This is a genomic window from Kitasatospora sp. NPDC101235, assembly GCF_044767505.1.
Lineage (GTDB): Bacteria > Actinomycetota > Actinomycetes > Streptomycetales > Streptomycetaceae > Kitasatospora.
This window is the reverse complement of record NZ_JBIWNZ010000023.1, coordinates 74461-98383: the sequence shown is the minus strand read 5'-3', so window position 1 is coordinate 98383 and position 23923 is coordinate 74461. Positions and strand designations below refer to the sequence as shown.

At 70.2% G+C, this 23923-nt stretch carries 21 protein-coding genes and 1 pseudogene; 8 read left to right on the top strand and 14 right to left on the bottom strand.

The window, feature by feature from the left end:
* Positions 1 to 146: 146 nt before the first annotated feature.
* The 5 genes and pseudogenes from ACIRRH_RS31160 to ACIRRH_RS31140 form a co-directional block, all read right to left on the bottom strand.
* A complete protein-coding gene (locus ACIRRH_RS31160; RefSeq protein ID WP_224273067.1) occupies positions 147 to 551 on the bottom strand; it encodes a DUF6009 family protein in 405 nt (134 codons plus the stop codon).
* Positions 548 to 2167, bottom strand: a complete 1620-nt coding sequence (locus tag ACIRRH_RS31155; RefSeq protein ID WP_403074036.1) for a phage/plasmid primase, P4 family — start codon at positions 2165 to 2167, stop codon at positions 548 to 550. Before ACIRRH_RS31155 ends, ACIRRH_RS31160 begins: the two co-directional genes overlap by 4 nt.
* Entirely contained in the window at positions 2164 to 3255 is a 1092-nt protein-coding gene (locus tag ACIRRH_RS31150) for a bifunctional DNA primase/polymerase (RefSeq protein ID WP_403074119.1), read from the bottom strand. The genes ACIRRH_RS31155 and ACIRRH_RS31150 overlap by 4 nt, the downstream gene beginning before the upstream one ends.
* A gap of 1047 nt (positions 3256 to 4302) precedes the next feature.
* Positions 4303 to 5121, bottom strand: a pseudogene (locus ACIRRH_RS31145) (APH(3'') family aminoglycoside O-phosphotransferase).
* Positions 5122 to 5291: 170 nt separating this feature from the next.
* A complete protein-coding gene (locus ACIRRH_RS31140; RefSeq protein WP_403074035.1) occupies positions 5292 to 5858 on the bottom strand; it encodes a GNAT family N-acetyltransferase in 567 nt (188 codons plus the stop codon).
* An 870-nt stretch (positions 5859 to 6728) separates the two neighbouring features.
* Here ACIRRH_RS31140 and ACIRRH_RS31135 point away from each other — a divergent pair.
* Positions 6729 to 7658, top strand: coding sequence for a hypothetical protein (locus ACIRRH_RS31135; RefSeq protein ID WP_403074033.1), 930 nt, complete (start codon positions 6729 to 6731; stop codon positions 7656 to 7658).
* 90 nt (positions 7659 to 7748) lie between these two features.
* Here ACIRRH_RS31135 and ACIRRH_RS31130 read toward each other — a convergent pair whose 3' ends face one another.
* The 3 genes from ACIRRH_RS31130 to ACIRRH_RS31120 all read right to left on the bottom strand — a co-directional run bounded on the left by ACIRRH_RS31130 (position 7749) and on the right by ACIRRH_RS31120 (position 10515).
* Positions 7749 to 8357 carry an Imm21 family immunity protein gene (locus ACIRRH_RS31130; protein WP_403074031.1) on the bottom strand — a complete coding sequence of 203 codons (609 nt, stop codon included), beginning with the start codon at positions 8355 to 8357 and terminating at the stop codon, positions 7749 to 7751.
* Positions 8358 to 8515: 158 nt separating this feature from the next.
* Positions 8516 to 9130 carry an integrase core domain-containing protein gene (locus ACIRRH_RS31125; RefSeq protein ID WP_403074029.1) on the bottom strand — a complete coding sequence of 205 codons (615 nt, stop codon included), beginning with the start codon at positions 9128 to 9130 and terminating at the stop codon, positions 8516 to 8518.
* 128 nt (positions 9131 to 9258) lie between these two features.
* Positions 9259 to 10515: an alpha/beta hydrolase family protein gene (locus ACIRRH_RS31120; RefSeq protein ID WP_403074027.1), complete on the bottom strand. Its 1257-nt coding sequence runs from the start codon at positions 10513 to 10515 to the stop codon at positions 9259 to 9261.
* A 518-nt stretch (positions 10516 to 11033) separates the two neighbouring features.
* On the opposite strand from ACIRRH_RS31120, the gene ACIRRH_RS31115 reads away from it, so the two are divergent.
* The 4 genes from ACIRRH_RS31115 (at position 11034) to ACIRRH_RS31100 (ending at position 14351) form a co-directional block, all read left to right on the top strand.
* Positions 11034 to 11171 carry a hypothetical protein gene (locus ACIRRH_RS31115; protein WP_403074025.1) on the top strand — a complete coding sequence of 46 codons (138 nt, stop codon included), beginning with the start codon at positions 11034 to 11036 and terminating at the stop codon, positions 11169 to 11171.
* A 406-nt stretch (positions 11172 to 11577) separates the two neighbouring features.
* Positions 11578 to 12777 carry a ParA family protein gene (locus ACIRRH_RS31110; protein WP_403074023.1) on the top strand — a complete coding sequence of 400 codons (1200 nt, stop codon included), beginning with the start codon at positions 11578 to 11580 and terminating at the stop codon, positions 12775 to 12777.
* Positions 12774 to 13973, top strand: a complete 1200-nt coding sequence (locus ACIRRH_RS31105) for a ParB/RepB/Spo0J family partition protein (protein WP_403074021.1) — start codon at positions 12774 to 12776, stop codon at positions 13971 to 13973. Before ACIRRH_RS31110 ends, ACIRRH_RS31105 begins: the two co-directional genes overlap by 4 nt.
* A 144-nt stretch (positions 13974 to 14117) precedes the next feature.
* A complete protein-coding gene (locus ACIRRH_RS31100; RefSeq protein ID WP_403074020.1) occupies positions 14118 to 14351 on the top strand; it encodes a hypothetical protein in 234 nt (77 codons plus the stop codon).
* A gap of 3 nt (positions 14352 to 14354) precedes the next feature.
* Here the strand turns inward: ACIRRH_RS31100 and ACIRRH_RS31095 are convergent, their stop codons facing one another.
* The gene (locus tag ACIRRH_RS31095) at positions 14355 to 15263 is read right to left on the bottom strand and encodes a transposase (protein ID WP_403074118.1); all 909 of its coding nucleotides are present in this window, start codon (positions 15261 to 15263) and stop codon (positions 14355 to 14357) included.
* 375 nt (positions 15264 to 15638) lie between these two features.
* On the opposite strand from ACIRRH_RS31095, the gene ACIRRH_RS31090 reads away from it, so the two are divergent.
* The 3 genes from ACIRRH_RS31090 to ACIRRH_RS31080 all read left to right on the top strand — a co-directional run bounded on the left by ACIRRH_RS31090 (position 15639) and on the right by ACIRRH_RS31080 (position 18611).
* Positions 15639 to 16232, top strand: a complete 594-nt coding sequence (locus ACIRRH_RS31090) for an AAA family ATPase (RefSeq protein WP_403074018.1) — start codon at positions 15639 to 15641, stop codon at positions 16230 to 16232.
* A 32-nt stretch (positions 16233 to 16264) separates the two neighbouring features.
* Positions 16265 to 16489, top strand: a complete 225-nt coding sequence (locus ACIRRH_RS31085) for a hypothetical protein (protein ID WP_403074016.1) — start codon at positions 16265 to 16267, stop codon at positions 16487 to 16489.
* A 697-nt stretch (positions 16490 to 17186) separates the two neighbouring features.
* Positions 17187 to 18611, top strand: coding sequence for a hypothetical protein (locus tag ACIRRH_RS31080; RefSeq protein WP_403074014.1), 1425 nt, complete (start codon positions 17187 to 17189; stop codon positions 18609 to 18611).
* Positions 18612 to 18761: 150 nt separating this feature from the next.
* Here the strand turns inward: ACIRRH_RS31080 and ACIRRH_RS31075 are convergent, their stop codons facing one another.
* From ACIRRH_RS31075 to ACIRRH_RS31055, 5 genes are all read right to left on the bottom strand, one after another.
* The gene (locus tag ACIRRH_RS31075) at positions 18762 to 18980 is read right to left on the bottom strand and encodes a hypothetical protein (RefSeq protein WP_403074012.1); all 219 of its coding nucleotides are present in this window, start codon (positions 18978 to 18980) and stop codon (positions 18762 to 18764) included.
* 81 nt (positions 18981 to 19061) lie between these two features.
* A complete protein-coding gene (locus ACIRRH_RS31070; protein ID WP_403074011.1) occupies positions 19062 to 20477 on the bottom strand; it encodes an MATE family efflux transporter in 1416 nt (471 codons plus the stop codon).
* Between the two features lie 24 nt (positions 20478 to 20501).
* A complete protein-coding gene (locus tag ACIRRH_RS31065; protein ID WP_403074009.1) occupies positions 20502 to 21533 on the bottom strand; it encodes a cysteine synthase family protein in 1032 nt (343 codons plus the stop codon).
* A 32-nt stretch (positions 21534 to 21565) separates the two neighbouring features.
* A complete protein-coding gene (locus ACIRRH_RS31060; RefSeq protein ID WP_403074007.1) occupies positions 21566 to 22906 on the bottom strand; it encodes a Y4yA family PLP-dependent enzyme in 1341 nt (446 codons plus the stop codon).
* Entirely contained in the window at positions 22897 to 23886 is a 990-nt protein-coding gene (locus ACIRRH_RS31055) for an ornithine cyclodeaminase family protein (protein ID WP_403074005.1), read from the bottom strand. Before ACIRRH_RS31055 ends, ACIRRH_RS31060 begins: the two co-directional genes overlap by 10 nt.
* Between the last annotated feature and the right edge of the window lie 37 nt (positions 23887 to 23923).

The following is a 23923-nucleotide window of genomic DNA, read 5'->3' as shown; positions in this document are numbered from 1 at the left end:
GGGGGGGGGGGGGCGGGGCCCGGGGGGGGGGGGGGGGGGCGGGGGGGGGGCCGGGGGGGGGGGGCCGGGGGGGGGGGGGGGGGGCGCCCCCCCGGGGGGGGGGGGGGCCCCCCCCGGGCCCCCCCCCCCCCACCGCATGACAGCGATCAGGCCTTCGGGAGCGTTATCCCCAGTTCGAGCATCGCCGGCGATGCCGGGCCGCCCTCGGAGCGCTCGGTCTTGTAGCCCTTGACCCGGGGTGCGACGGTGCGCGGGTCCACGGCCTCGGAGGGGGCGCCGGTGGAGTAGAGGCCCTCGGGGTCCTGGTCGCGGTCGTGCGGCAGGAGCCAGAAGACGCGGCGGCGGAAGGTGCCGGAGGCCCGGGAGGACTTGGCGTCGGGGCCAAGGATGGCGTAGCCGACCATGCGGCCGTCTCGGTGGTAGGCCGGGCGACCGCGGCGGGTGGTGAGGCGGTCCAGCGACTGACGGACGTAGTCGAGGTCGGAGGTGTCCTCCAGCCAGACGAGGTCGGTTTCGTGGGCGAGCTCGGCCGGGTCGATCAGCGCGCTCACGCGTTGTGCTCCTCTGTGTCGTCGGTGATCAGGCCGATGCCCGGGTAGTACTTGCGGCTGTTGGACAGGACCATCTCCTTGGGAGAGGTCATACCCAGTGTCTCTCGGACTCGTGCGGCGAAGGCACGCCCGGATACGGGATTGGCTCCCTCGAAGCCGCACCAACGGGTGTAGGCCCCGAAGAGCTGGGACTGTTCGGCACGCATGCCCTCGCCTGTGACGCACGCCTCCTTGAGGAAGCGGCCGACGTGGTCCTCGGTCTCGGCGTAGGCGGTGGTGGCGGTCTGGACGGCCTGGGGGCCGGCGAGGTCCTTCTCTCCGGCGAAGTAGCGGCAGGCGCCTTCGATGAGCCAGGCGAGGATCCCGGGGCCCTCCTCGGCGACGAGGACGTGGGCCAGGTTGTCGATCTTGCGCTCCTCGGGAACGACCCGCTCGAACGGGATCAGGCGCATGCGCCGCCAGAAGGCGAAGCCGCCGGTGCCGACCTCGGGGCGGTGGTTGCCGAGCAGCCAGAGCTTGTGGGTGGGCTCGAAGGAGAAGAAGTCCTGGCGCATCCGGCGGGCCTTGATCTTGTCGCCGCCGGTGAGCAGCTTGACCCGGGCCTCGTCGAAGCGGTCGCCGGGCTTGAGCTCGGAACAGACGATGATGCGGCGGCCGTGGAGTTCGGCGAGGTCGGTGGGGTGGCCGTCGAAGGTCTTGGCCATGAGGAAGCCTGGCGGGGCCGCGTCGGCGTAGTCGCCGAGGAGCTGGATCATGACGTCGAGCAGGACGGACTTGCCGTTCTTGCCCTGACCGTAGAGGAACGGCATGACCTGGGCTCCGACGTCGCCGCTGATCGAGTAGCCGAGCAGCAGGTGGAGGAAGTCGCGGGTCTGACGGCCTTCCTTGTCGTCGCCGAAGGTGTCGGTCAGGAAGCGGTTCCAGCGCGGGGTGGGCATCCGGGCGGGGGCCAGGGTGGTGGAACGCGAGTGGTGGTGGACCTTCGGGTCGGGCGGGACGATGGCGCCGGTACGCAGGTCGACGACGCCGCCGGGGGTGCACAGGGCGTAGGCGTCGGCGTCCAGGAGGGCGGCGTTGAGGACCATGCCGGGGGCGGACTTGGCCTGGGCGAGCATGGCGTTCATGCCGGAGGTGGACAGCGCCCGGCGGCGGTGCCGGCGCAGGTCCGTATTGGTGTAGAGGCCGCGTGGGTCGTGGGTGGCGATGCTCTCGGCCATCTCGCCGGCGGCCCACAGGACGGTGTCGTCCTCGTCGAGCTGCCAGCGGTGGGCGGACCAGCGGTACCAGCCGAGGCCGGGGACGTGGCGGTAGTCGCGTCCGTAGAGGTGGACGAAGAGCTTGGCGTTGCCGCGGTCGGAGAGTGAGTCGGGCAGCAGACCGTGGGGGGTCGCCTGTGGGCCCCCCGCAGAGGCCTGCGCGGCCTGGGCGGGCTCCACGGCCGCCTGCGGAAACGCGGCAGCGGCTGCTGGTGGCACGGGGTCGAGGAGGCTCTCCTGGACGGCGGTGCCGTGCCAGGGCGGCTGCGAGGGGCCCGGGACGGGCGGGTAGTCCAGGATCTGTTGCGCCGTGGCCACGGGGTCGAAGACCGTCCTCTTGCGGCGGGTGCTGTCGGTCATCCGCGGGCCTTCCCGATGTGCAGGGGCTGCCGGGTCCCGGCTGCCAGGCCTGAACGGATGACGGCGGAGTTGTGCCGGTCCTGGGCGGGACGGGCGGTGCGGGCCGCGTCGAGGAGGAGCTGTTCGGCGGCGGCGTGCGTGAGGTGGCCGGCCGAGACCAGGCCTCCCACGGTGTAGGCGGCGCGGTTGAGCTTGCCGGTGAAGCCCGCGCCCTCGGGGGTGGTGGCACAGTCGGTGACCTCCTGAAGCACGGTGTCGAGCACCTTCTCCGCGCCCTGCTTGCCGCCGCCCGCGGCGACGACGGCCTGGCGGGCACGGTCGGGGACGGCCGGCTGCGGCACGCTCGGTCGGCCGGGCCGATTCTTGAGGTGTCCGGTACGGATGAGTTCCTCACTGAGCCACTCGGGCAGCGGGGCGGGGGTCCGGGCTCCGGGAAGCGGGGTGTAGGTTCCGGCGGCGGTGACGGTCCCGGGGGCGACGATGTAGCCGCCGTGGGCCCGGACGTCGACCTGCCAGGCCAGGGCGCGGCCCGCGGAGGAGCCGGTGGAGCAGGTGAACCGGCGGTCGGTGTGGTCCTGGTACCAGATGTGCAGGCCCCCGGAGGGGGTGCGTACGCGCAGGGTGCCCTCGTCCGTCGTGGGGTCTGGGGCACGGCGCAGGGCGGCCAGCAGGGCGAGGGTGTGGTAGCCGTTCTCGAGCCCTTCGAGGTCGACGTCCTCGTGGATGGGGATGCCGGGCAGGATGCGGTCGCGGGCGGGGACGACGTCGGTGTGGCTGTCCACATCGATGACCACAAGGCCGGCTGGGCCGCAGGCGACGCCGGCTCCGAAGTCCGGGTTGGCGCGCCACCAGGTGGTGAGGACGCCTTGGTCCAGAGTCGCTGCATGGAACCCGTGGCACCAACGGCCTGCTGCGGGGCAGGGGCAGTCGGCGGGGGAGTGTGGGGAGTCCTGGCAGGGGCGGCAGTTGGCGGGCGGGGTCTTGCGTCCGGGGGCGAGCGGATGGACTGGCCAGCCCTGGGCGGCACACCAGCGGGCGACTGCCAGCGCAGCAGGCTGGCGGTCCGCTCGGTCGCTCCCCACGGCCATCGGCGCCGTCACGCTGGTCCCTTCCCCTTGTTCGGTAGCTGCTCGTTGTTCGGTAGCTGCTCGGACTTGAGTCGCTCGTTCAGTCGCTGAGGGCAAAAAGCCAGGTCAGGGCACTGGTGGGTACCGGATCAGCGACTGAAGCGACCGAAGTTCAGAAGATAGCTCACACAGACTAGCCGAGCGAGGACGTGCGAACCGTTACTACCGGGGCTTGCGGGCAAACTCAGCGACCAAGCCCCGGGGAAGCGACTGAGCCTGTTCAGTCGCTGGTTTGGTCACTCCATCGTTTTCGCAGGTCAGAGGCCATTTTCACAGCAAACAGCGACTGAAGCGACTGAAGCCCGGGTCTATAACGCGCACACGCACACGGGAATGTCTTCATATACCCAACCTTGAGTCGCTTCGGTCGCTGTTGGGGTGAGTATATGCGCCCTGACCTGGGGTTTTGTTGAGCGACTGAAGCCCAGCGACTGAAAGCGACTGAGTCTCTCGGGGCGCTTTCCCCGGCGTGTCGCCCGTGTCAGGCACTCCCCGAAGGTCCGGAGGTGGGTCGCTTGGGTCGCTTCGGTAGCTCCAGCGACCCGGACTTGAGGAGTGGAACCATACGGGGACGGGAGCAGGCAGGCTCTCGTGCCAGGTGGCGACCGAGACCTTTACCGCCAGTCGCTTGGGTCGCTGTCGGCCCTTCAGTCGCTGCACCAGACCCGCGGGACCGGCCTCCCAGCCCCCTGCTGCCAGGCCGTCGTTTTCAGTCGACGACAGGTCGTCCAGCGACTCAGCGACCGAAGCGACCCAAGCACCGACTTGCCTGTGCACCTGGCGCCCCTCAGCGATCTGCCCCCGGTCGAGGCCCGCGCGCGCCCGTTGACCGCCGGCTGTCCGGTCCGCCCCGTACCCGATCCAGCCGGGCTTGCGCGCCTTACGACTCAGCCCGGGATTGAGGGGCGAGCGTGCTGAGCGACTTGAGACGGGGCCGCACGGCCTCACTCCTTGATCACGAAGAACCCGTGTGACGGGCCGCTCGACCCGCTCACCTGGGCCGAGTGGTCAGCCCCAGGTGAGCGGGTCGAGGTGGAGGTAGAAGCGCAGGCGGTCGTGGTCCAGGGCGATGCCGTACCTGTTGGCGAACGCCATGTCCGCGGCCTGGGCCTGCTCCTCGCTGGTCCATGTCTCTCGCGCGTTGGCCAAGAGCAGCGCCAGGTCGGCGTAGCGGTCGGCCTGGCCGAGGCGGCCCAGGTCGATGAATCCGGACACGTCCAGGGTCTGTGGATCCAGCATGATGTTGGGCAGGCACAGGTCCCCGTGGCACACGACTGTGTCGGTGGCTTCCTGATCCCGTCGTCGGGGGACCTGCCGGGTGAGGCGGGCCAGCAGCTCCGTGGGGGGTGTGTGCCGCTGTTCGACGGGGAGGAACTGGGGGTTCACGGCGTCACGGGCCACGACGTCCCGTGCCTGAGCGACCACGGCGTCCAGGCACCGGTGGAACGGGCACCTCGGCACAGGGACCTCGTGCAGTTGCCGGACCGCGTCCGCGATGCGGTCCCAGGAGCCCCGCAGATCCTAGGGCGACACTTGATCGGCAGGCACGCCGTGGACGGCACTGGTCACCAGGCAGGCTCCCGCATCACCGTCGTACCAGCCGAGTGCGCGCGGGCCCGGTACTCCCTGGCCGTCCAGCCACGCGATCCGATCGCGCTCGGCCGCCAGGTCGGCTGTGTCCACGGCGGGTACGCACTTGGCATATCTGGTGGAATCGGTACTGCGAAAGACGAAGGCCCCCGACTCGCCGGTGGCGACAGGCAGCCAGGCGCTGCCGATGCCGAGCAGCGTCGGCGAGACGGTCCGAGGTCCGGAGCGATCGTCCATGGCGGTAACTCCAGCCGGCTTCGGGTCCAGCCGGCGCGGACGGTACTCGGGCCAGTGCAGGTGCTGGCGCGCGCCACGTACCGCCATTGTCGACGACGTAGCGCACAGCGCCGGTCATTCCCCGATGGCAGTGCTCCTCAGGACGCCCGCCCCCGGCCCTCCAGCCAGGCTTATTGAGCCCGGCCGGCCTTCCACTCCCGGGCGAGCGTCGCGTAGACGTACTCGCTGCCCCACCGCTCGTTGTCGAGGTCGTTCTCGACAAGGTGTGCCTCCCGGCGCATGCCGAGGCGCTCGCACACGCGCACCGATCCGGTGTTGAGTGCGTCGAGGCGGGCGAAGAGCCGGTGGGCGCCCAGCTCGGCGAAGGCCAGTGCGGCGGTCGCACGTGCCGCCTCGGTCGCGTAGCCCCGGCCGCCGTACGCCGGGTTGAAGATCCAGCCGATCTCGACCTGGCGCGCCCGCGCGCTCGCGAGCTTCAGGACAACCTCGCCGAGAACCTTTGCCTCGTCGGCCGGGCAGACGGCGACCACGAGGTCGTCGCCGTCCTCGGCCCACGTCGTGCCGGCCGCGCGCCGCGTCAGGCTCTGCGCGCACTGTTCACGGGTGAGCGGCTGCCGGTAGAGGTAGCGAGCGACATCGGGGAGGCTCTGGTACGCGTACAGGTCATCGAGGTCGTCCGGCGTGAACGGACGCAAAAGGAGCCGTTCGGTGCTGAAGGGCAGCGAGAGCGCGGTCATCAATCTGGGTTTCTCCTTCGGGGGACACCCCGCCAGCCTGTGACCGGACCGTGGAGCCCCAACGACTCGTCCTGGGCAACAACGCCGTTCTAAACCCGTTGCCACCAGCTGCGCAACCGTAATTTTTACGACCTTGGGCTGACACTCCGGCAGGACTTCGATGTTTTGCCTGCTCAGAGGCGGCGTGGTGAGTGCAGTGGGCTGGTGATCCGTCAGTGGCGGCCTCCACGGGGCCGCCGCACCTCTGCCACGGGCAGGTCGACCAGGGTGACGGAACCGTTTCTGCAGCCCCCTTTGATGTCAACGGGCCAAGCGCGAGCACCAAGTCAGCGTCGGCGGGCCGCCGCCCGGCAACCCCATCCGCCAGCACCCCCGGAGGGAGGGCTTCGACCGGGACGACGTCCACATCGGCTTCGGCCACCGCCAGGTGCCCTGCCCGCAGGGCCAGGACCACGGGTACGCGCCGGACCCGAGCGCCCGGCCGGTGCGGTGCTGGAGCTGCGGAAGGCCGGCGACCGGTGAGCACCCCAACACCACGGCCGTCCTCCAGATGCCCCTGCACCGCCCTGCCAGCCACCCGGCCTGACCGACCGCTAGCCCACCGGTCGGCCCCGCACCGCAGTGGGGCGGGGCCGACCGGTCATCAACCCCGGGATGACGCGCCCCCCGGAAGCCCTGGAGCCGCTCCGAAATCCGATGGATCCTCTGCCGCAAGCGAGGCACAATCCCCGGGGAACCGCGGCGGGGGGAGCTTGTTTGGACGTGTTCGCGTGTGCCGGATGCTGCACCGAGCTGACGGCTCCGGTGTCCCAGGTCGCACTCCCCGTCCACACCCACCACGGGGCGTGGGAGGAACTTCATCCTCCGCTGATGGAGGCGGCGACGTACGCCGTCGACCCACAGCCCACCGGACCGCCCTGGCGATTGTGGGAGGAAGTCGGAGAGGAAGCCGCTGCCCGGCAGGGGGTATATGCGCCGGTGTACTCCGTCTCCTTCGGCGCGCGGGGCAGGATCGTCATCGCGCCCGGTGACTCCCGGTCGATGACTCTGATCCTGGAGAAGTGTGAGGGCTACTGCCGGGGCGTGGACGGCCGGGCCGGGCCCAACCTGGCCTGTGCGGGGTGCGGACGGGCCGTGGCGACCCGGATCGACGACTGCGGCTCGTGGCAGACAGTGTGGCTGGAGCCCGACGCGGTCGTCCGCCGTCCCTCGGGGTTCCCGGCCGACCCGCTACCCGACTGGGCGGACCTGGAGCGTGCCGAACACCGCGTCCCGCCCGTCGAACCCGACGGGTCGTGGAGCCGCCGCTGGGAGGCCGCGGTCGGTGTCGCGCTGGCCCACCTCGTGGTGGCCACTGAGAACCACCCGGTGATCCTTCCTGTCGGCCCTGCCGCCGAGCTGCTCGGCCACGCCGTGGCCCGCTACCTCCCGCCCGGGCCCGCCCCCCGCTCAGTGGGTTTGGCCGGCCCGGGCATCCCCGAGCCCCGGCCCCGCCCCGACATCCTTCTCGTCCCCCGCCACCCCGGAACAGGCGAACCGTGGCGCCCACCCGATGGCGATGCGACGGTGGTGCCGCTGGACAGCGGAGTCTGGGCATACCTCACCAGCCCGGGGGAGACCTCGCCGACGCCCGCCACCGGGGTGCTCCCGGCGGGTGTCCTGCGCGACGACTACCCACTGCCATCGCGCCCCTGGTACCCCCTGGAACCCCACGACGGTGCCTTCAGGGACACCCTGATCAGGCTGCCCGCGATCCGTGGTCCCCGGCTGCACCGGTATCACGACGCGTACCGATCATGAACGCCTGATGGGCGACGGTGGGGCCACTTTGAACATCCCAGCGTCCGTGACCGTCCCTTCGGGGCTGCGCGGGCGGGCTCGGTGTTCGAGTCAAGGAGTCGTTGTCGACTGGGCGTCGGCTTCCGGGAGGAGTTGGACCACGCCGACCCAGACGGACTCGTCGGCACACGTGTGGAACGCGCGGACTCTCCAGCGTCCTGCGGGCAGGTGGACGGGGGCTTGCTCCGGCTCGCCCCTGCCGTCCGGGTAGGGCATGCCGAGGTTCTTGCCGGCCTCGACCGAATCCATGAGAACCGCCGGTCCGTCGGTCTCCCAGAGACCGCACTCCTCCCACGGCGTTGCCGGGTCATTCAGCGCGGCTTCGGTGGCGGCGAGCAACTCGGCGTCGGAGCCGGCAGCGAGCCGGCGCATGAAGGCCCTCTGCTCCGGCAGATAGCAGGTGGTGGCGGGCTCGTCGCCCAGCACCAGCGCGGAGGCGCTGCCATGGCCGCGCAGGCCGATCACCTCAGCCAGGCCCTCGACCCCGCAGGCCCGGTCGTAGTCGTCGGACTGGTCGCCGTCACTGATGATCATGCCGTCCTCGGTGCAGCCACCCCAGTGCTGCAGGGCGGACACCGGGACAACGATCAGCGGACCACCCATGGATTCGACCCAGGTCAGATCGGGGGCAATTCGGACGGCATGCAGATGAGTACCCATGCGCGCAGTGTGCCGCCGATCAGTGACAAGCAGGGAGCCCGGGTGAGTACTACCTGCGCGGCGGACAACGGACAGAACGGGTGGACCTACATAACTACTCCGCCCGCCACCGCCGATTCCACGACGCCGTCGCTGGGTGGGTGACCCAACACAGCGGCCTAGGTGTTCTGACCCGTGAGGTTGGGGACGCGGTTGGCGGGTGGCTGGCCCTTGAGTGCGGTGTGTCCGCGGTGGTGATTGTAGGTGTGGAGCCAGGTGGGGTAGGGGTTGCGGCGTTCCTGTTCGGTGCGGTAGGGCCTGGCGTAGGCCCATTCGTCGAGCAGGGTGCGGTTGAAGCGTTCGACCTTGCCGTTGGTCTGCGGGCGGTAGGGGCGGGTGCGTTTGTGCGCGATGCCCTCGGCGGCGAGGGCATCGCGCCAGACCCGTGAGCGGTAGCAGGAGCCGTTGTCGGTCAACACGCGCCGGACGGTGGCCGGGTTCAGCTTGAGGAGGTAGGCGATGCGGGCCGGTCCCCAGCGCCGTAGGACGCGGACCTTGATGATGCGCCGCTCGGTGCGGGTCGGGGTCCGGCGCGGGCTGTGGTGGGGCCGACTGGAGCGGTCGTTCATGCCGGCCTCGCCGTGGGTGCGGTAGCGGTCGGCCCAGCGCTTGGCCGTGGTCGGTGAGACCTGGAAGCGCTCGGCGGCCCGCCGCAGCGGCCAGCCGTCCTCGACCACGCATCGGGCCAGGCGCAGGCGTCCGGTCTCGGTCAGCGGTGCGTTACGGTGTGGCATGAGGGCCTTTCTTGGCGTAGGTGCAGATGTCGCAATCCACACCGAGCCAGAAGGCCCTCACTCATTTCAAGATCACCACGCCGTGAACCCCGTCGCCAACCTCCATGGTCAGTACACCTAGCGCCTAGCTAGTACTGGAAGAGTACTTCCGGATTGTTCGGCGAGGGGCCGTCCAGCAGCGGACTGTGGATCCCCTTCAGCGTCTGGTCGAAGAACGCTGTCACGTACTCGCGGGTGATCGCCATCCCGCGTTCCGGGGAGAGGGGCGCCGTCGGGAACCCGGCCTGCTCCTGAAGCAGGTCCCCGTCAGAGAAGCTGAAGTGGTCGGCGCCGGCGACCGTCAGCCACTTCTTGTAGCCGCCGAGGGCGTCCCATGCCTTCCCCCAGCTGTCGCCACTGTCGGCCGAGAGGTTTTCGGCCGCATCCATCATGAGGAACGGCCGGTTGATCTGGCCGGGCATTGGGACCGGGTGGAAGGTGCCGTCCATGTTCACTCCGGCCCGTACTCGCGGGTCGGCGATCATCGTGTCGGCGGCCGCCGCTCCGCCGAGGGAGTGTCCGGCCATGCCGATCTCGTGCTTGTCGATGAGGTGTGCCAGGGGCCACGCGGTATTGCCGTGCGTCAACTGGTCGATCACGAAGGAAACGTCCCGCGCGCGGCTGACGGCTTCGGCGTCGAAGTCGATCCGCGTCGGGTCGTCGCAGATCGCGCACGGCGGCGTCTGGCCGTTCGCCAGCGTCTCGCCGCTGTCCTCGTAGGTGTGGCCGACGAGCGCGACGACGTAGCCGTGACTGGCCAGGTCGGTCGCGAGCGAGGTGAGCATCATGCGCGGGTTCTCGGACGCGGGTGAGAGGACCACCAGCGGATGCTTGCCGCGCTGCGGCCGCGCGCCGTCGAAGGCGTGGGTGGTGACGCTGGAAAGGCTCTCCGGGGTGACGCCGGAGCTCGCCGGCATGTTCCGGCGCTGGATGATTCCGGCTGCCTCGGCGAGGGTCATGTAAGGGGCCGGAGTCCCGGTCCCGGGGACGGCCGGGTAGACCATCGTGACGGTCAGTTGGCGGGGGCCGGATGACGGCACCCACGGGTCGGGACGGCTCGCGTCGGTGAGGTGGATGACGTCCTCGCCGGCGGCGTAGGGGCCGGTCGGCGCGGGGAGCGTGCCTTGGAAGGACCGGGTGGGCGCGGTGGCCGTGGCCGGTGCGGTGTCGAACGCGTGCGTGGCCACCGGTGTGGCCGACGGTGTGGTCGTGGCGGCGAACCCGACGCCGGTTCCGGTGACGAGGGCGGCGAGCGCCAGCACCGCGACAGCGCTGATACGGCGATTGCGTTTCATCCTGCCGGCCGGGCAGGGGCGGCCGGCGGCGCTTGAGTGTCGATCGGTCATGGCCCCACGATGTCGCACCGGGCGGCGCCGGGTCGGCAGCGTTAACCCACCGGCCGGACGGGGGGTAAACCCTACCCCCCGCTCGTGGGCTCTCCTCGCTGTCGACGGGTGGTCGGGTTGGGTACCGTCCCCTTGTCGAATCGAGGCGCGGACGGTGACCTGGTCGCCGCCCGCACTGCCCACGAGAGCGGGTCCGAAGCAGTTGACCGAGAACATCGCCGGCCGTGCCACCGGCAAAGCCCGGACGGACGCCCGGCCACCCCGCGAGGTACCGGAGTCATCCGCCGGGACTATGTCGTGCGGCGCGGGGTTCCCTTCGCCGGCATCGTCGAGCGCCACCTTCGTCTTGGCCTACGACGAACACGACGCCAAGCCCTACCGCTGGACCTACGACGGCAGCCCACTCAAAGCCGCATGAACCCCCGAAGGATCAACGCGGCGCTGCACTAGTCCTGCGAGACATGTTGCTCGCGGGACACGGGCGTGCCGGAACAAGGACGTAGCGTGGCACCATCCTGGTGACCAACCTCAAGCTCGGCGCAGCCGCGTACATGTGCGACAAAGCCATCCACTTCAACGGCGATTGGACCACCATCCTCACCACCGTCAGCCACGCGATCGGCCTCGACTGCGTGGCTGTCCCGGCCACGGTCTGATCCACAGAACGAAGTGCCCGTCTCCTCTGGTACCGCTGCCAGGGGAGACGGGCAGTTCTATGTTCCTGGGGGCTGAACCGATGACCGGGTTATGGGCGTGGCAAGCCTTGCCCTGGTCCTGGCGATCGTGCAGACCACGGCACTGCTGGGTCACAACCCGGTCAATGGATGTCCGTGCCGGAGGTCGACCGCGGTCCTGGCCGCTTGTACAACTGCTTCTGAAGCCAGGTCCTTGTCCACATCTCAAGGCCCGGTGGCACAGGGCAACATGACGTCCGATCGGCCGGGTGGCGGCCTGGTCGAAGCAACGGTGTAAACGCCGTTTACACCGGAGGGGAAGAGAGACCGGACGACACACGGGCCGCGTGATGTGCCTAAACCGGCCCGGCGCCACTATGGTGACGTCATGACGTCTCAAAACTCCGAAGGAGAGCGGGAAAAGGTTGCGTCGAAGCTTCCTGTAGCCCTCCGCCAGGAACTCAAGACCCGGGCCGCGCAGCTCGGCATCGACATGCAGGATGCCGTCGCTCAGGCCGTCGAGCAGTGGCGTGCCCGGCCGGCGGACAGCAACCCGACCATCGACACGTCCGGGGCCGAGAGCTGGAACACATGGCTCCCTACCGGCCTGTACGACGCGTTCAAGAAGGACTGCGCCGGCCGCGGCATCTCCTTCGTGCAAGGCCTTGCCCAGGCCATCCGGGCGTGGATCGACTCCCACAACGTCTCCCTCGCCGAGCTGACGATCCCCAGGTACACGCGGCGGATCGTCGTCTGCAACCAGAAGGGCGGCGTCGGCAAAACCACGATCGCCGCCGGGACAGGCCAGGCCATAGCGCTGGGTCTGCCCGGCAGCACGGGCGCTTCGAAGCTTCCCGCGCTGCCAGGGCTGCGCACCCTGCTCGTCGACTACGACCCGCAGGGCCACCTGACCTCCCAGCTCGGCGTCAAGCAGATCGCCCCGGGTTCGGAGAGCCTGGTGACCCACATGGTCGACCGGGACCGCGTGGCGGGCTCGCTGCTCGACCAGGTCGTGGAGATCGAGCCGGACCACTTCGAAGGACGACTCAGCCTGCTCCCCTCGAGCTTCGACGCGTTCCTGCTCGACTCCCGGCTCGGGTCCGTCCGCGGGCCCCGCGAGACCAGCCTCCAGCGTGCCCTCGCCCCACTCGAGGAGCACTTCGACGTCATCGTGATCGACGCCCCCCCGAACCTCGGTCTGGCAATGGACGCCGGCCTCTACTACGGGCACCGCCGCAAGAACGAGGCGCCCGGCACCTCCGGCGTCCTCATCCCGGTCGAGGCGGAGGACTCCTCCGCAGACGCCTACGCCATGCTCGACAGCCAGATCCGCACCGTCAGCCTCGACTACGAGGTCGACATCGATCGGCTCGGACTCGTCGTCAACAAGTTCGACAAGCGCAAGGGCTACGTCGCCACCCACTCCCTCCAGAACTGGCAGTCGCTGGGCACACCGCCTGTCGTCTCCGTCGTCCCCGACCTCAAGGAGCAGCGCGAGGCCGTCCACGTCAAGCAGCCGCTGCTCATGTACGCCCCCACATCCATCCAGGCGCAGCGCATGCGCGAGATCCGACGGAGGCTCGCGTGAGCATCGCCAAGAAGCTGCAAGCTGGCGGGGGGTCGTTCGGGGCGTTGGCCCAGGGCGCGGCTCGCGGAGACGAGGTACGGGCGCGAAGCGAGGCACTGGACGCCACGGGTCGGGTGCGGCGTGCGTCGTCGGCGCCCGTGTCCTCGATCGTCTTCAACCCGCTCAACCCGCGGAAGACCATCGACAGCGAGTCGATCGACGAGCTCGCCGAGAGTCTGGCTCGCCAGCAGATCGTTCCGGTCACCGTGGTGAGCCGTGCCGCGTTCCTCGACGCACATCCGGACCAGGCGGAGGTGATCGGTGAGGCGGACTTCGTTGCGCTCGACGGCAACCGGCGTCTGAGGGCCGCGCAGAAGGCGGGGCTCAAGACCCTGCGTGTGGACCTCAACGACGATCTGGTCTCCCGCGCTTCGGACATGGTCGAGGCGGCTCTGATCGCAAACGCCCACCGCGAGGACGTGTCGCCGTTCGAGGAAGCGCAGGCGATCGAGCAGCTGCTGGACTCGGTCTACGACGGCAACCAGGCCGCCGTGGCGCGGGCACTGGGCAAGTCCCGTGCGTGGGTGGGACAGCGGTTGGCGCTGCTGCACCTGGCCCCCGAGCTTCAGGAGCAGGCGGGGGCCGGGGAGCTGGCCATTGAGGATGCGCGCAGGATCGGTGCCGAGGCGCGGTCGGGGAAGATCACCCCGGCTGAGCAGCTCGATCGGGCCGAGTCCGCGAAGAAGGCGGCAGCCGACAAGCTGGCGGCGAAGGCGGCGCGAGCGGGCAAGCGCGCGGACCGTCCGGTGGGGGAGAGGACGGACCGTGCCTCGATGCCTACCAGCGGGGGCGACGGTGCCGAGGACGGTGTAAACGGCGTTTACACGCCGGCTACGGTCCAGTCCTTTGAGGGCCGCTCGTCGGAAGGGGCCTCGGGTGTAAACGGCGTTTACACCGCGGGCCTGCCGGACCAGCGTGACGCCAGTACCGATGAGAACGGCCGAACTGCGTCTTCTGCGGAGCTGCCCTCTACGGGCCTGCCGCAGAAGGCCCAACAGATCGCGTCAGGTGGAACCGGCGTTCCCGACTGGCGTGACCTCGAAGGAGTGGCGACCTGGCTCTGCCGCTTTCTCCAGCCCGACGAGCTCAGGGTCGTCGCCACCACGGTGCTGGACCGACTGGACGAGTACGCGCCGGAGCCTACGGCTGGCAGCTGATCAGCAAGAGAGCCCCCACCGGCGGCCCGGCACCTGAAGGTGTCGGGCCGTCTTGTTTCCCGGGGGTGCCCCCATGTGCTTGGTCAAGTGGGACGGGTAGGTTCGGATGTTGCTCTCTGACTGGGATCGGAATCTGGGGTGTGCGTGGCAGACGAAGACGTGACGATCAGGCTCACGAGCGATGAGGCGTTTGTTCTGTCCCACTGGCTGGAGCGCCTGCAGATGACGGATCTCAGCCGGACGGTGGACGATCCGGCCGTGTGGGTGCCGATCCATAAGATCGCCGGAACGCTGGACAGAGCACTTCCAGGGCTCTTCGCGTTCGACTACGACCATCAGCTCGCAGCGGCCCGTCAGCGCCTGCGGCCAGAGAGCTGAGCGTCACGGGGTGGTCGTGACGCTTCGGGGTTCGTAGAAGGTGCCGTCACGGAGCATGGCGAACAGGACGCCGCCCCTGCGTCTGGCCAGGCAGAGGAGCGCTTGGGTGTGGCGTTTTCCCTGGCCGATCTTCTTGTCGTAGTAGGCGCGGGAGGCCAGGTCGTTGAGCGAGGCGAACGCGGCTAGGAAGAACGCCCGTTTCAGCTGCTTGTTGCCTCGGCGGAAGGGTAGCGCTCCGCGTATGGAGGATCCGAAACTGCGGGTCGCGGAGGCGAGGCCGGCGTAGGAGGCCAGGTGGGCGGCGGTCGGGAACGCGCTCGCGTCGCCGATGCCGAGCAGGCGATGGCGTCCGGCCTTGCGCAGGGTGGCCGGTGAGCCGAACCGCTCCAGCAGGGCCAGCACCGTCGGGTGGTCGATCCTGGGCCCCAGCACTCGCTCCATGTGCGGGTGGATCTGGGTGAGCAGTCCGTGTAGCCGGTTGGCGATCCTGGTGGCCTCGCCCGCGAGGTCGTCGTCGAAGCCGACGATCATCTCCAGCTCGGCCACGGTCTCGTCGGTGAGCTCGATCCCGCGCAGGGTGTGCGCCATGGCGCGGTCGGCGTCCGCCATGACGAAGGCGTCGCGGGCATCGGTCTTGGCCTCGCCGGGGTAGAGGTCAGCGATCCGGCACATCGTCAGACCGGGCAGGTAGGCGACGCGGCAGGCGGGGGCCGGGGAGCTGGCCATTGAGGATGCGCGCAGGATCGGTGCCGAGGCGCGGTCGGGGAAGATCACCCCGGCTGAGCAGCTCGATCGGGCCGAGTCCGCGAAGAAGGCGGCAGCCGACAAGCTGGCGGCGAAGGCGGCGCGAGCGGGCAAGCGCGCGGACCGTCCGGTGGGGGAGAGGACGGACCGTGCCTCGATGCCTACCAGCGGGGGCGACGGTGCCGAGGACGGTGTAAACGGCGTTTACACGCCGGCTACGGTCCAGTCCTTTGAGGGCCGCTCGTCGGAAGGGGCCTCGGGTGTAAACGGCGTTTACACCGCGGGCCTGCCGGACCAGCGTGACGCCAGTACCGATGAGACGACGGTGGAACGGTCGACCCCGTACAACTGGGCGAGTGCCGCGTGCGGCAGCCCCAACCGCAGGTGTACCAACGCGACCGGGAGCCGGTCCACACACCGGCTTGCGCGAGGGGCCGGCCCCGGCAACGCGGCCCCGGCAGCGTGGCGCCGGCCCCGGCAACGCGGCGCCGGCCCCCGCCGCGCCGCTCGCACAGCGAGCCCTTGAAGTCGAGGACCAGGCAGGTGGGCGCTGAGGAAACCCCGAGCGCGACCGCCCGCCTGTCCGTTAGCTTCACCTGCATGGAAGAAGTGGATCTCCTGCCGCATCTGGACGGGACGGAACGCGGCGTCGTCGTGATGATGTGCGGCCTGTCCGGCTCCGGCAAGAGCACCTACGCGAAGGCCCTTGAGGGCCGCGGCTACACCAGGCTGTCGATCGACGAGGTGGTGTGGGCGCGCATCGGTCGCGACGCGGCCGACCTCGACCCGGCAGAGTACGAGCGGCTCAAGTCCGCCATCGAGCAGGAGCTGTGGGGAGAGCTGATCCGCTTGATGGAGGCGAAGCTGCCTGTCGTCATCGACTACAGCTTCTGGAGCCGGGCCACCCGGGACCGCTACAAGGCTGCGATCGAGACCCACGGATGCCGATGGGAACTGATCCATCTCAAGACCGATCTTGAAACCCTGCGACGCCGACTGGCCAGCCGCAACCAGCGGAACGACGCGAACAGCGTCACCGTCTCCGATGAACTCCTGGAACGCTACTTCGCCAACTTCGAGGAACCCACCGGCGAGGGAGAGCGCGTCATCGTCCAGGAACAGTTCCCCGGGCCGTAGCCATCGCCTGGCTGCTCGCCCAGGACAGGCAGGTGGGGGAGTCCATCGCCCGCCTGCGCCCGCTGCCCGGCATGCGGGCCGCGACCGACCTGGCCGGACTGCTGTTTCGGCAGGCGCGCTTCGCCGGGGCCATTGACGTCCTTCCCGATGTGGCCGCCCAGCGGGAGGAAGAGCGGCGATTCTGGACGGACTGGGAGGAGAGCAAGAAGGCTGCCGCCGGCGGCGACGAGGGGCGAAGCGAGGAGTCGTCGTTCTGACGGTGCGTTGGACCGTTTGTCAGGCTTCGAGTTTGGGTGGCAGCGGTCAGGGGGGGCGGCGCCCAGGAGGCCGCTGCCGCGCCTCGGGGCAGGCCGGACCCTACGGATTGCATGTCCATGCCGGAAAATTGCCCTACAGAAAGCCCCCTTCTAGCGCCTTTCGGTACGTGGTTGGTGTGAAGGGCTGACTGGCCGGCCGATAGGCCGCCAGGGGCCCTTCTGGCGATTTTGATCATGGTCGACATCGTTCCGGCCACGCTCAGGACCGGAACGAGGCCGCACCGGGCGTCGACCCGGCCCTCCAACCCTGGCCTGACGGTGCCGAGGGCCCTGGTAGCCCCTCAATCCCGGAACCGGTATGACCGCCGCCGCACACGGCCTGCCTCTGGATCGCGGGGTGCAACAGCTGGCGGACCGACATGGAGGGGCCGAGGCTCGTCCGGGCGACGGAGCGGATCCGCGGGAGGGCCTCGACTGTCGGGCCACCGCCGCTGCGGCGAGGACGCGCTCGCTGTGGCGGGCACCGAGGCGCTGCAACTTGCGACGCACCTGTTCGCCGTGGGCCGCGGGCAGGCTCGCGTCGAGCGCGGCCTCGGTGCAGAACTTCCCATCCGCCGCCCAACCTGCTGGTCGCCCGCTGGCTCGACGCGGTCGCCGCCGTCCTGGCGCTGCGAGTCACTCACCGGGAGGGGAGCTCGTGAAGTGGCGCCGGATCCTGCTGGTGGTGACCGCGGTGCTGGCCGTCGCGGTCACCGTGGGCGCGGTGGCGATCCACCGGATGACCACCGGCAGACTCGACCACGGCACGGTGTTCACCCAGGCCTCGGGCGACCTGGCGGTCAAGCCCGGCGAGCTCTTCTCGATCGAGGTGTTCGCCTACCGGGAAGCGGGCGACAACTGGACCATGGCCACTCCAGGCCCCGATCCGACCGTCGTGCAGGCCACCGGAGACGAGTACGTCGACAACTTCGGCCTCAGAGACCTGGTCCGGCGCCACGGGCTCGCTCGGCACCGGCGGCCACTACTACTTCACCTTCCGCGCCCGGAACCCCGGCCGCACCACCATCACCGTGCACGTCGCATCCCGCGACCACGAGGGGATGGCATTCTCCGGCGGGCCGGATCAGACCAAACGCCAGTTCACCGTCGACGTCCGCTGAGGCCGACCGGCGTGCACCGCGCCCCTGATGTCGGAGACGCTGTGCACACCGGCAGCCGTGACCGGCCTGCTTCTTGGCCATCCGGAGCCGCTGCCGCAGGTCCGAACGCGCATTGCGGGCATCACGGCGGGGATGTGCATGTGGGCGGGGAGGCCGAGCAACTCGGCCGCGTGCGCGCCGGACTCGTGCGGTCGGCCGGTCGGCCGGTCGACCGCGCCGCACTCGGTGGTTGGCCGTGTTGGAGGGAGACCCGGCGGGGCCCCTCTCTCCTCAGTCTGCGAAGCTGGATTCTCCAGAAGCGAGAGATCACGGGTGAGATGACGCATCCGGTACCGGTGTTCGTCGGGCACACGGTGGCTGCCATCGTTCCAGCGGTGCTGAATTTCGTCTTCAAGCCGTTCAGCTTCCAGGTTGACCCAACGGTGGACTCCGATCCACTGAACCAACCTGTCGGGGCGTTGCCCGTATCCCGGGCGGCGCCCCGACGCACCAGACACGTGGAATGGAAAATGCGCAAGAGGCGTAATCCCTGGGCGCTCGCCTACCTCCTGATCGGGCTCGTGTGTTTGCTGATCGCTGTCGCTGTAGCGGCCGATGCCACCAGGGTCGACGACCTCATCCCCATCGTCCTTGGCGGTGTTCCGGGCCTGGTGCTGACGGTCCGTGCCCCGATGTTCGGCGTCTCCTTCGGGGACGCCGGCGTGAAGTACTCCGGGCTGCTCAACTCACGCTCCTACACCTGGTCCGAGATCCAGGAGGTGCGGCCCGCCGTCGTCTCGGGAACACTCTTCTCCTCCGACGTTCCGGAGCTGCTCCTGGCCTCGGGCAAGATCGACCAGCTGCCGATGCTGGCGGGCTACGGGTGGGGGAATACGCCCAACCGGCGGGTCGAGCAGCTTGTGACCGAACTGGAGGAGGCGCGCTTGTCCGCCCCTCCTCGTCACGGTGACCACGCCCTGTAGCGGGGTTGCCGACCGCCCAACTGGTGATCGCCGCCTACGAGACGGGCTTGGTCCGACCGGCCTACGGCACCGATCCGCGTGGAACCGTGCTCGGCGGCCGGCCACGGTGACCCCCGCATACCCGCCGGAGAGGCGTACCGGGCGGCACGGTCAGCCGGCGGACGGCACCTCGCGCCGGGCGAGCGCATCGGAAGCCTTGGCGGTGGCGTAGAGGGAGAGTGCGAGAGCTGCGGTCAGGACGGCCCCGGTGGTCAGGATGCTGCCGGAGAACACGGGCTTCGGATTGCCTGCCTCGGTACGGGCCGAGCCCGCGATGAACGGCAGAACCACGAGGACGGCGATGCCGAGGGCGACCTCGGTCCAGACCACCTTGGGGAAGTGTCGGAGGGTCAGGTGCAGTAGGGATGCGGCGTCGTCGGCGCGCCGGGCCCGGTCCCCGGGGGAGCCGGATCAGCCGGCGACGGCCGCTTCGGGAGTGGTGGCGGCCTTGGCGGTGAGGGCGAGGCCGTAGCGCCGCAGGAGGAGGACGGCGGTGGTGGCGAGACCGATGAGCAGGCCGAGCCAGAGGCCTCGGGTCTCGCCGCCGAGGGGGTAGGCGAGCAGCCAGGCCGCGGGCAGGCCGACGAGCCAGTAGCCGATGAGGGTGATGCGGAAGCCGCTCCTGGTGTCGTCGAGGCCGCGCAGCAGGCCGACGCCGATGTTCTGGGCGCAGTCGAAGAACTGGAGGACGGCGACGACGGCCAGCAGGCCGGTGGCGATCTCCAGTCCCTGCTGGTCGGCCGCCGAGCCGGGGTCGAAGTAGGGCCGCAGGACGAGGTCGGGGACGACGAGGTAGGCAATGCCGACGAGGGTGGTGGCGACGGCGCCGCAGGCGAGGGCGGTGTTCTTGATCCGGCGGGCGGCGGCGTACTCGCCGAGGGCGAGCTCCCGGCTGACGTTGATGGACGCCGCGTGCGAGAGGCCGACAGCGACCTGGAAAACGATGTAGATCAGCTGATTGACAGCGGTGTGGGCGGCGAGCGCGGCGGCGCCGAAGCTGCCGGCGAGCAGTGCGGTGACGGAGAAGAATCCGGCCTCGGAGCCGTAGGTGGCGGCGATCGGGGCACCGAGGCCGAGCAGGCGGCGTACGGTGGCCGCGTCGGCGCGCCAGAAGTCCAGGCTCAGCAGCGGCGCCAGCTGCGGGTCGCGGCGGGCGGAGCCGTAGAGGGCGAGGAAGGAGAGCAGGTGGACGCTGCTGGTGGCGACGCCGATGCCGGTGAGTCCGAGCTTCGGCAGGCCCCAGGTGCCGTGGATGAACATCCAGTTGAGCCCGGCGTTGACGGCGACGGAGGCGATGGTGATCTGCAGCAGCGCCTGGGGGCGGCGCATGCCGACGGTGAACTGACGGATCGCCTGGAACCAGAGGCAGGGCAGCAGGCCCGGCGCCAGCGCGGCGAGCATGCCCTGAGCGCGGTGGGCGACGGCGGCGTCCTGACCGAGCCAGGTCGCGGCCTGGCCGATGAGGACCATCAGGACGGCGCCGGCGAGGCCGGCGAGCGTGGCGGCCGCCATTGCCGCCCGCACCAGGCCTCGTACGTCGTCGTCGCCCGTGTTCTCGTCCTTGGAGCCCTGGGCCCGTTCGGCGCGGGCCGCGGCTGCCGCGACCTGGTTTCCGACGGAGGTGACGAGCCCGACGCCCATGGTCCGCAGCTGGTTGAAGATGACCAGCGCGAGGCCGCCGGCCGCCAGGGCCTCGGTCCCGAGGACGCCCATCATGATGGTGTCGGTGGTGGTGAGGGCGACCTGGGCGAGCTGGGTGAGGGCGAGCGGGACGGCGAGGGCGGCGAGGGCGCGGCTGTCGCGGGCGAGAGTGGCTAGCTGCTGCATCGTGGGTGTCACGTTTCTCGGAAGTCAGGGCCTGCGGACTTTGGTGAGCGTCTCGTCGATGTCGGCCTCCACGGCCTCGTCGAGCAGTGCGCGGGCGTTCATCCAGTCATCGTTGAAGACGGTGTCCATGTACTTCTCGCCACCGTCGTTGATGAAGGCGACCATAACGGCATCCGGCGCCAGGGTCTGCAGGCGGTTCAGGGCCTCGTGGACGACGCCCCCGGCGGAGCCGCCGATGAGCAGGCCGGTGCGGCGGGCGACGACGCGGGCGGTTGCGAAGGCCTCGATGTCGCCGACCTTCACTCCCTCGTCGATGAGGTCGTAGTCGACCAGCAGCCCGATGGTGGCTCCCTCCGGGGTGCCGGTGCCGGACTGGTGGTAGTCGTGGGCGGGCGGCCCGAAGGCGATCGAACCCTTCGGCTCGACGCCCACGACGGCGACGTCGGGCACGGACTTCCTGAGCTCGCGGGCGGTCCCGCACAGTCCGCCGCCGGTGCCGACCGCGCCGATCAGCACGTCGACCCGGTTGTCGAGGGCCTGGGCGATCTCGCGGCCGACGGCGTAGTAGCCGACCGCGTTGCTGGGGTTGTTGTGCTGCTCGGTGAAGAAGGTGTTGTCCTTGCCGCGGGCCATCTCCTCGGCGAGTTCCTCGCGGGCCGCGGTGTGGAGTTCCTCGCCGTCGGTGTCGGCGTCGACGTAGACGAGTTCGGTGCCCATCGCCTTCATGCCGCGCAGTTTGTCGGCGGCGGCGTGGTGGTCGACGACGGCGGTGAAGCGGTAGCCGCGTTCGGCGGCGACCACGGCCAGGCCCAGGCCGGTGTTGCCGGAGGTGGACTCGATGATGTGACCGCCCTCGCGCAGGTCGCCGCGCTCCTCGGCGTCGAGGACCATCTGACGGGCCATGCGGATCTTGGCACTACCGGTGGGGTTGAACATCTCCAGCTTGAGGAGGAGCCGGGCGCCGTTGCCGGCGCGGGCGAGTTCGAACAGCGGGGTGCAGCCGATGAGGTCGGACATCCGGCTGACCACCGGGGGGCGGTTCAGGGCGTCGGTCATGGTGGGGCTCCGTGGGGACGGCGGGGCGGGGGTCAGCGGTCGAGGTGCCAGCGCGGGCGGTCGCCGTGGTGGTCGATGACGACCTTCGGCGGCAGCGGGAGCTCGTGGAAGGGGGACTCGTTGGAGTCCATCTGGTAGCCGGCGGTGTTGGGGTAGACGAGCAGGTCGCCGACGCGGGGCCGGGCGGGGAAGGAGATCTTGCGCCAGGTCAGCAGGTCGGAGTCCAGGCAGGAGGTCCCGCCGACGCACGCCGGGTACGGGCGGTCGGTGTGGTCGGTGCCGCCGGTGCGGTCGCGGAGCAGGAGCGGGTCGGGCAGGTACTCGCTGTTGAACCACTGCTCGGACAGGCTGAGGCTGGTGCCGTCCACGGTGATGATCCCGTACCCGGAGCGGTCCTTGACGCCCTGGACGGGGAACACCGACGAGCCGGCGCGGTCCAGCAGGGCGCGGCCGGGCTCCAGCAGGAGCATCACGCCGGCCTGCCGCAGCCGCTCGGCAAGGTTCGGACCGGTACCGCCGGGGCTGGCGGAGAGGATCGCCCGAAGCGCGTGCGCGCCGGCGACGGGGGAGTGGTACGGGTAGAAGTCGCCTGCGGCGAAGGACTTCTCGCCGTGGTAGTGCCCGGGCCCCTGTTCGGTGAGGAAGGCATCCCAGGCGTCGGCGGCGACGTAGTCGACGGGGAAGCCACCGCCGATGCTGATCCGGTCCGCTCGCAGGCCCGACGACCGGGCTTTGAGGCAGAGCTCGACGAGCTCTCCGGCGAGGTCGGCGCGCGGCTGGATCGCGTAGCCGGAGAGGTGGAAGCTGAGGCCCTCCATCCGTACGGTGTCCCCGGCGGCGACGCAGCGCTCCAACGCCTCGTGCAGCTGTGCGTCGTTCAGGCCGAACCTGCTGCGCGGCTGGGCCGGTGGGTAGCGGCGCAGCAGGACCCGGACGGGGCGGTCGCCGCCGAGGCCGAGCAGGCGCTCCAGTTCGTCGAGGGCGTCGACGGCGATCAGTGCGCCCTGCCGGGCGGCGACGCGCAGCAGTTGCTCGGACTTGGCGGGGCCGGTGACGACGAGGTCCTCGCCGCGCACGCCGTGGCCGAGCGCGTCGCGCAGTTCGCCGAGCGAGGCGACGTCGACTCCGGCGCCGACTGCGGCGCAGCGCTCAACGAACACGGAGGCCTTGTTGGCCTTCTTCGCGTAGTAGACCCGGCCTTCCACCTCGGCGTCGGCCAAGGCGGCGCGGAAGGCGGCGAGATTGGCGTCGAACCGCTCGGGCAGCAGGTAGTGGAAGGGGCCCCGGAGGCCGTGGGCGAGTTCGTGGAGCAGGCCGCTGCCGTGGATCCGGTCGGTGAGCGGGTCGCAGTGGGCGGGCAGGGTCAGCGCCACAGGGCCACCTCGGTGCCGAGGTTCTGGTCGGCGGCGAGCTGGGCGAAGCGGTGACCCAGCGCGATGTCGGTGACGACGAGTCCGCTGTTGTAGGCGAAGATCCGCTGCTCGGGGGCGGTTCGGGCCCTGGAGACGCCGGAGATGATGACGGGCAGCTCCAGGTCGACGGCCGGGAAGTTGCCGTCCGCGTCGGCCATGTCGGTGCCGGTGACGCGCATCTGGGCCTCGCTGGTGGCGATCACCCGGTCCGCCCGGTGGAGGGTGGAGGGAGCGAGGCCGTGGCCGACGAGGATCGCCACCGCACCTGGCTTGAGCCAGTCGGCCTCGACGGCGGCCGGGGTGTGTCCGCCGGCGGTGGCGACGATGACGTCGGCGTCGCGGGCGGCGGCCTTGAGATCGGTGACCAGTTCGATCTCCCGGTCGGGGAAGTGCCGGGCGAGTTCGGTTCGGACCGCGGCGATGCCTGCGGGGTGGGTGCCGGACAGCAGGAGGCGCTCCAGCTCGGGCAAGGTGGTGAGCAGGAACGGCAGGGCGAGGCGGCCCTGGGTGCCGGTGCCGATGACGAGCGCGGTCGACGCGTCGGGGGCGGCGCACTCGCGGGCCAGCAGGGCGGAGACGGCCGGGGTGCGCAGGGAGCCGATGCGGGAGCAGTCCATCATGGCGACGGGCAGGCCGGTGACGTCGTCGTAGATGGTCAGCGTCGTGTAGTAGTGCTGGTTCTCGCGGCTCTCGTCGAGGCCGTGCTTGTAGGAGGTCTTGATGGCGACGACGTTGCGCACGCCGTCGCGGCCGAGCATGGCGTAGGAGACGGAGTGGCCGTCGGCGGGCTTGACGGTGAGTTTGCGCGGGTTTTCGGACTGCCCGGCGGCGAGGGTGCGGTAGGCCTGTTCGACGGTGTCGACGACGTCGGTGAGGGTGATGTCCAGGCCGGCGAGGTCGCTGGTGGACAGTACGCGCAGGGTGGTGTCGTCCCGGTCCATGAGGGTGCCCTTTCGAGGTGGTGAGGCGGCGGCAGTG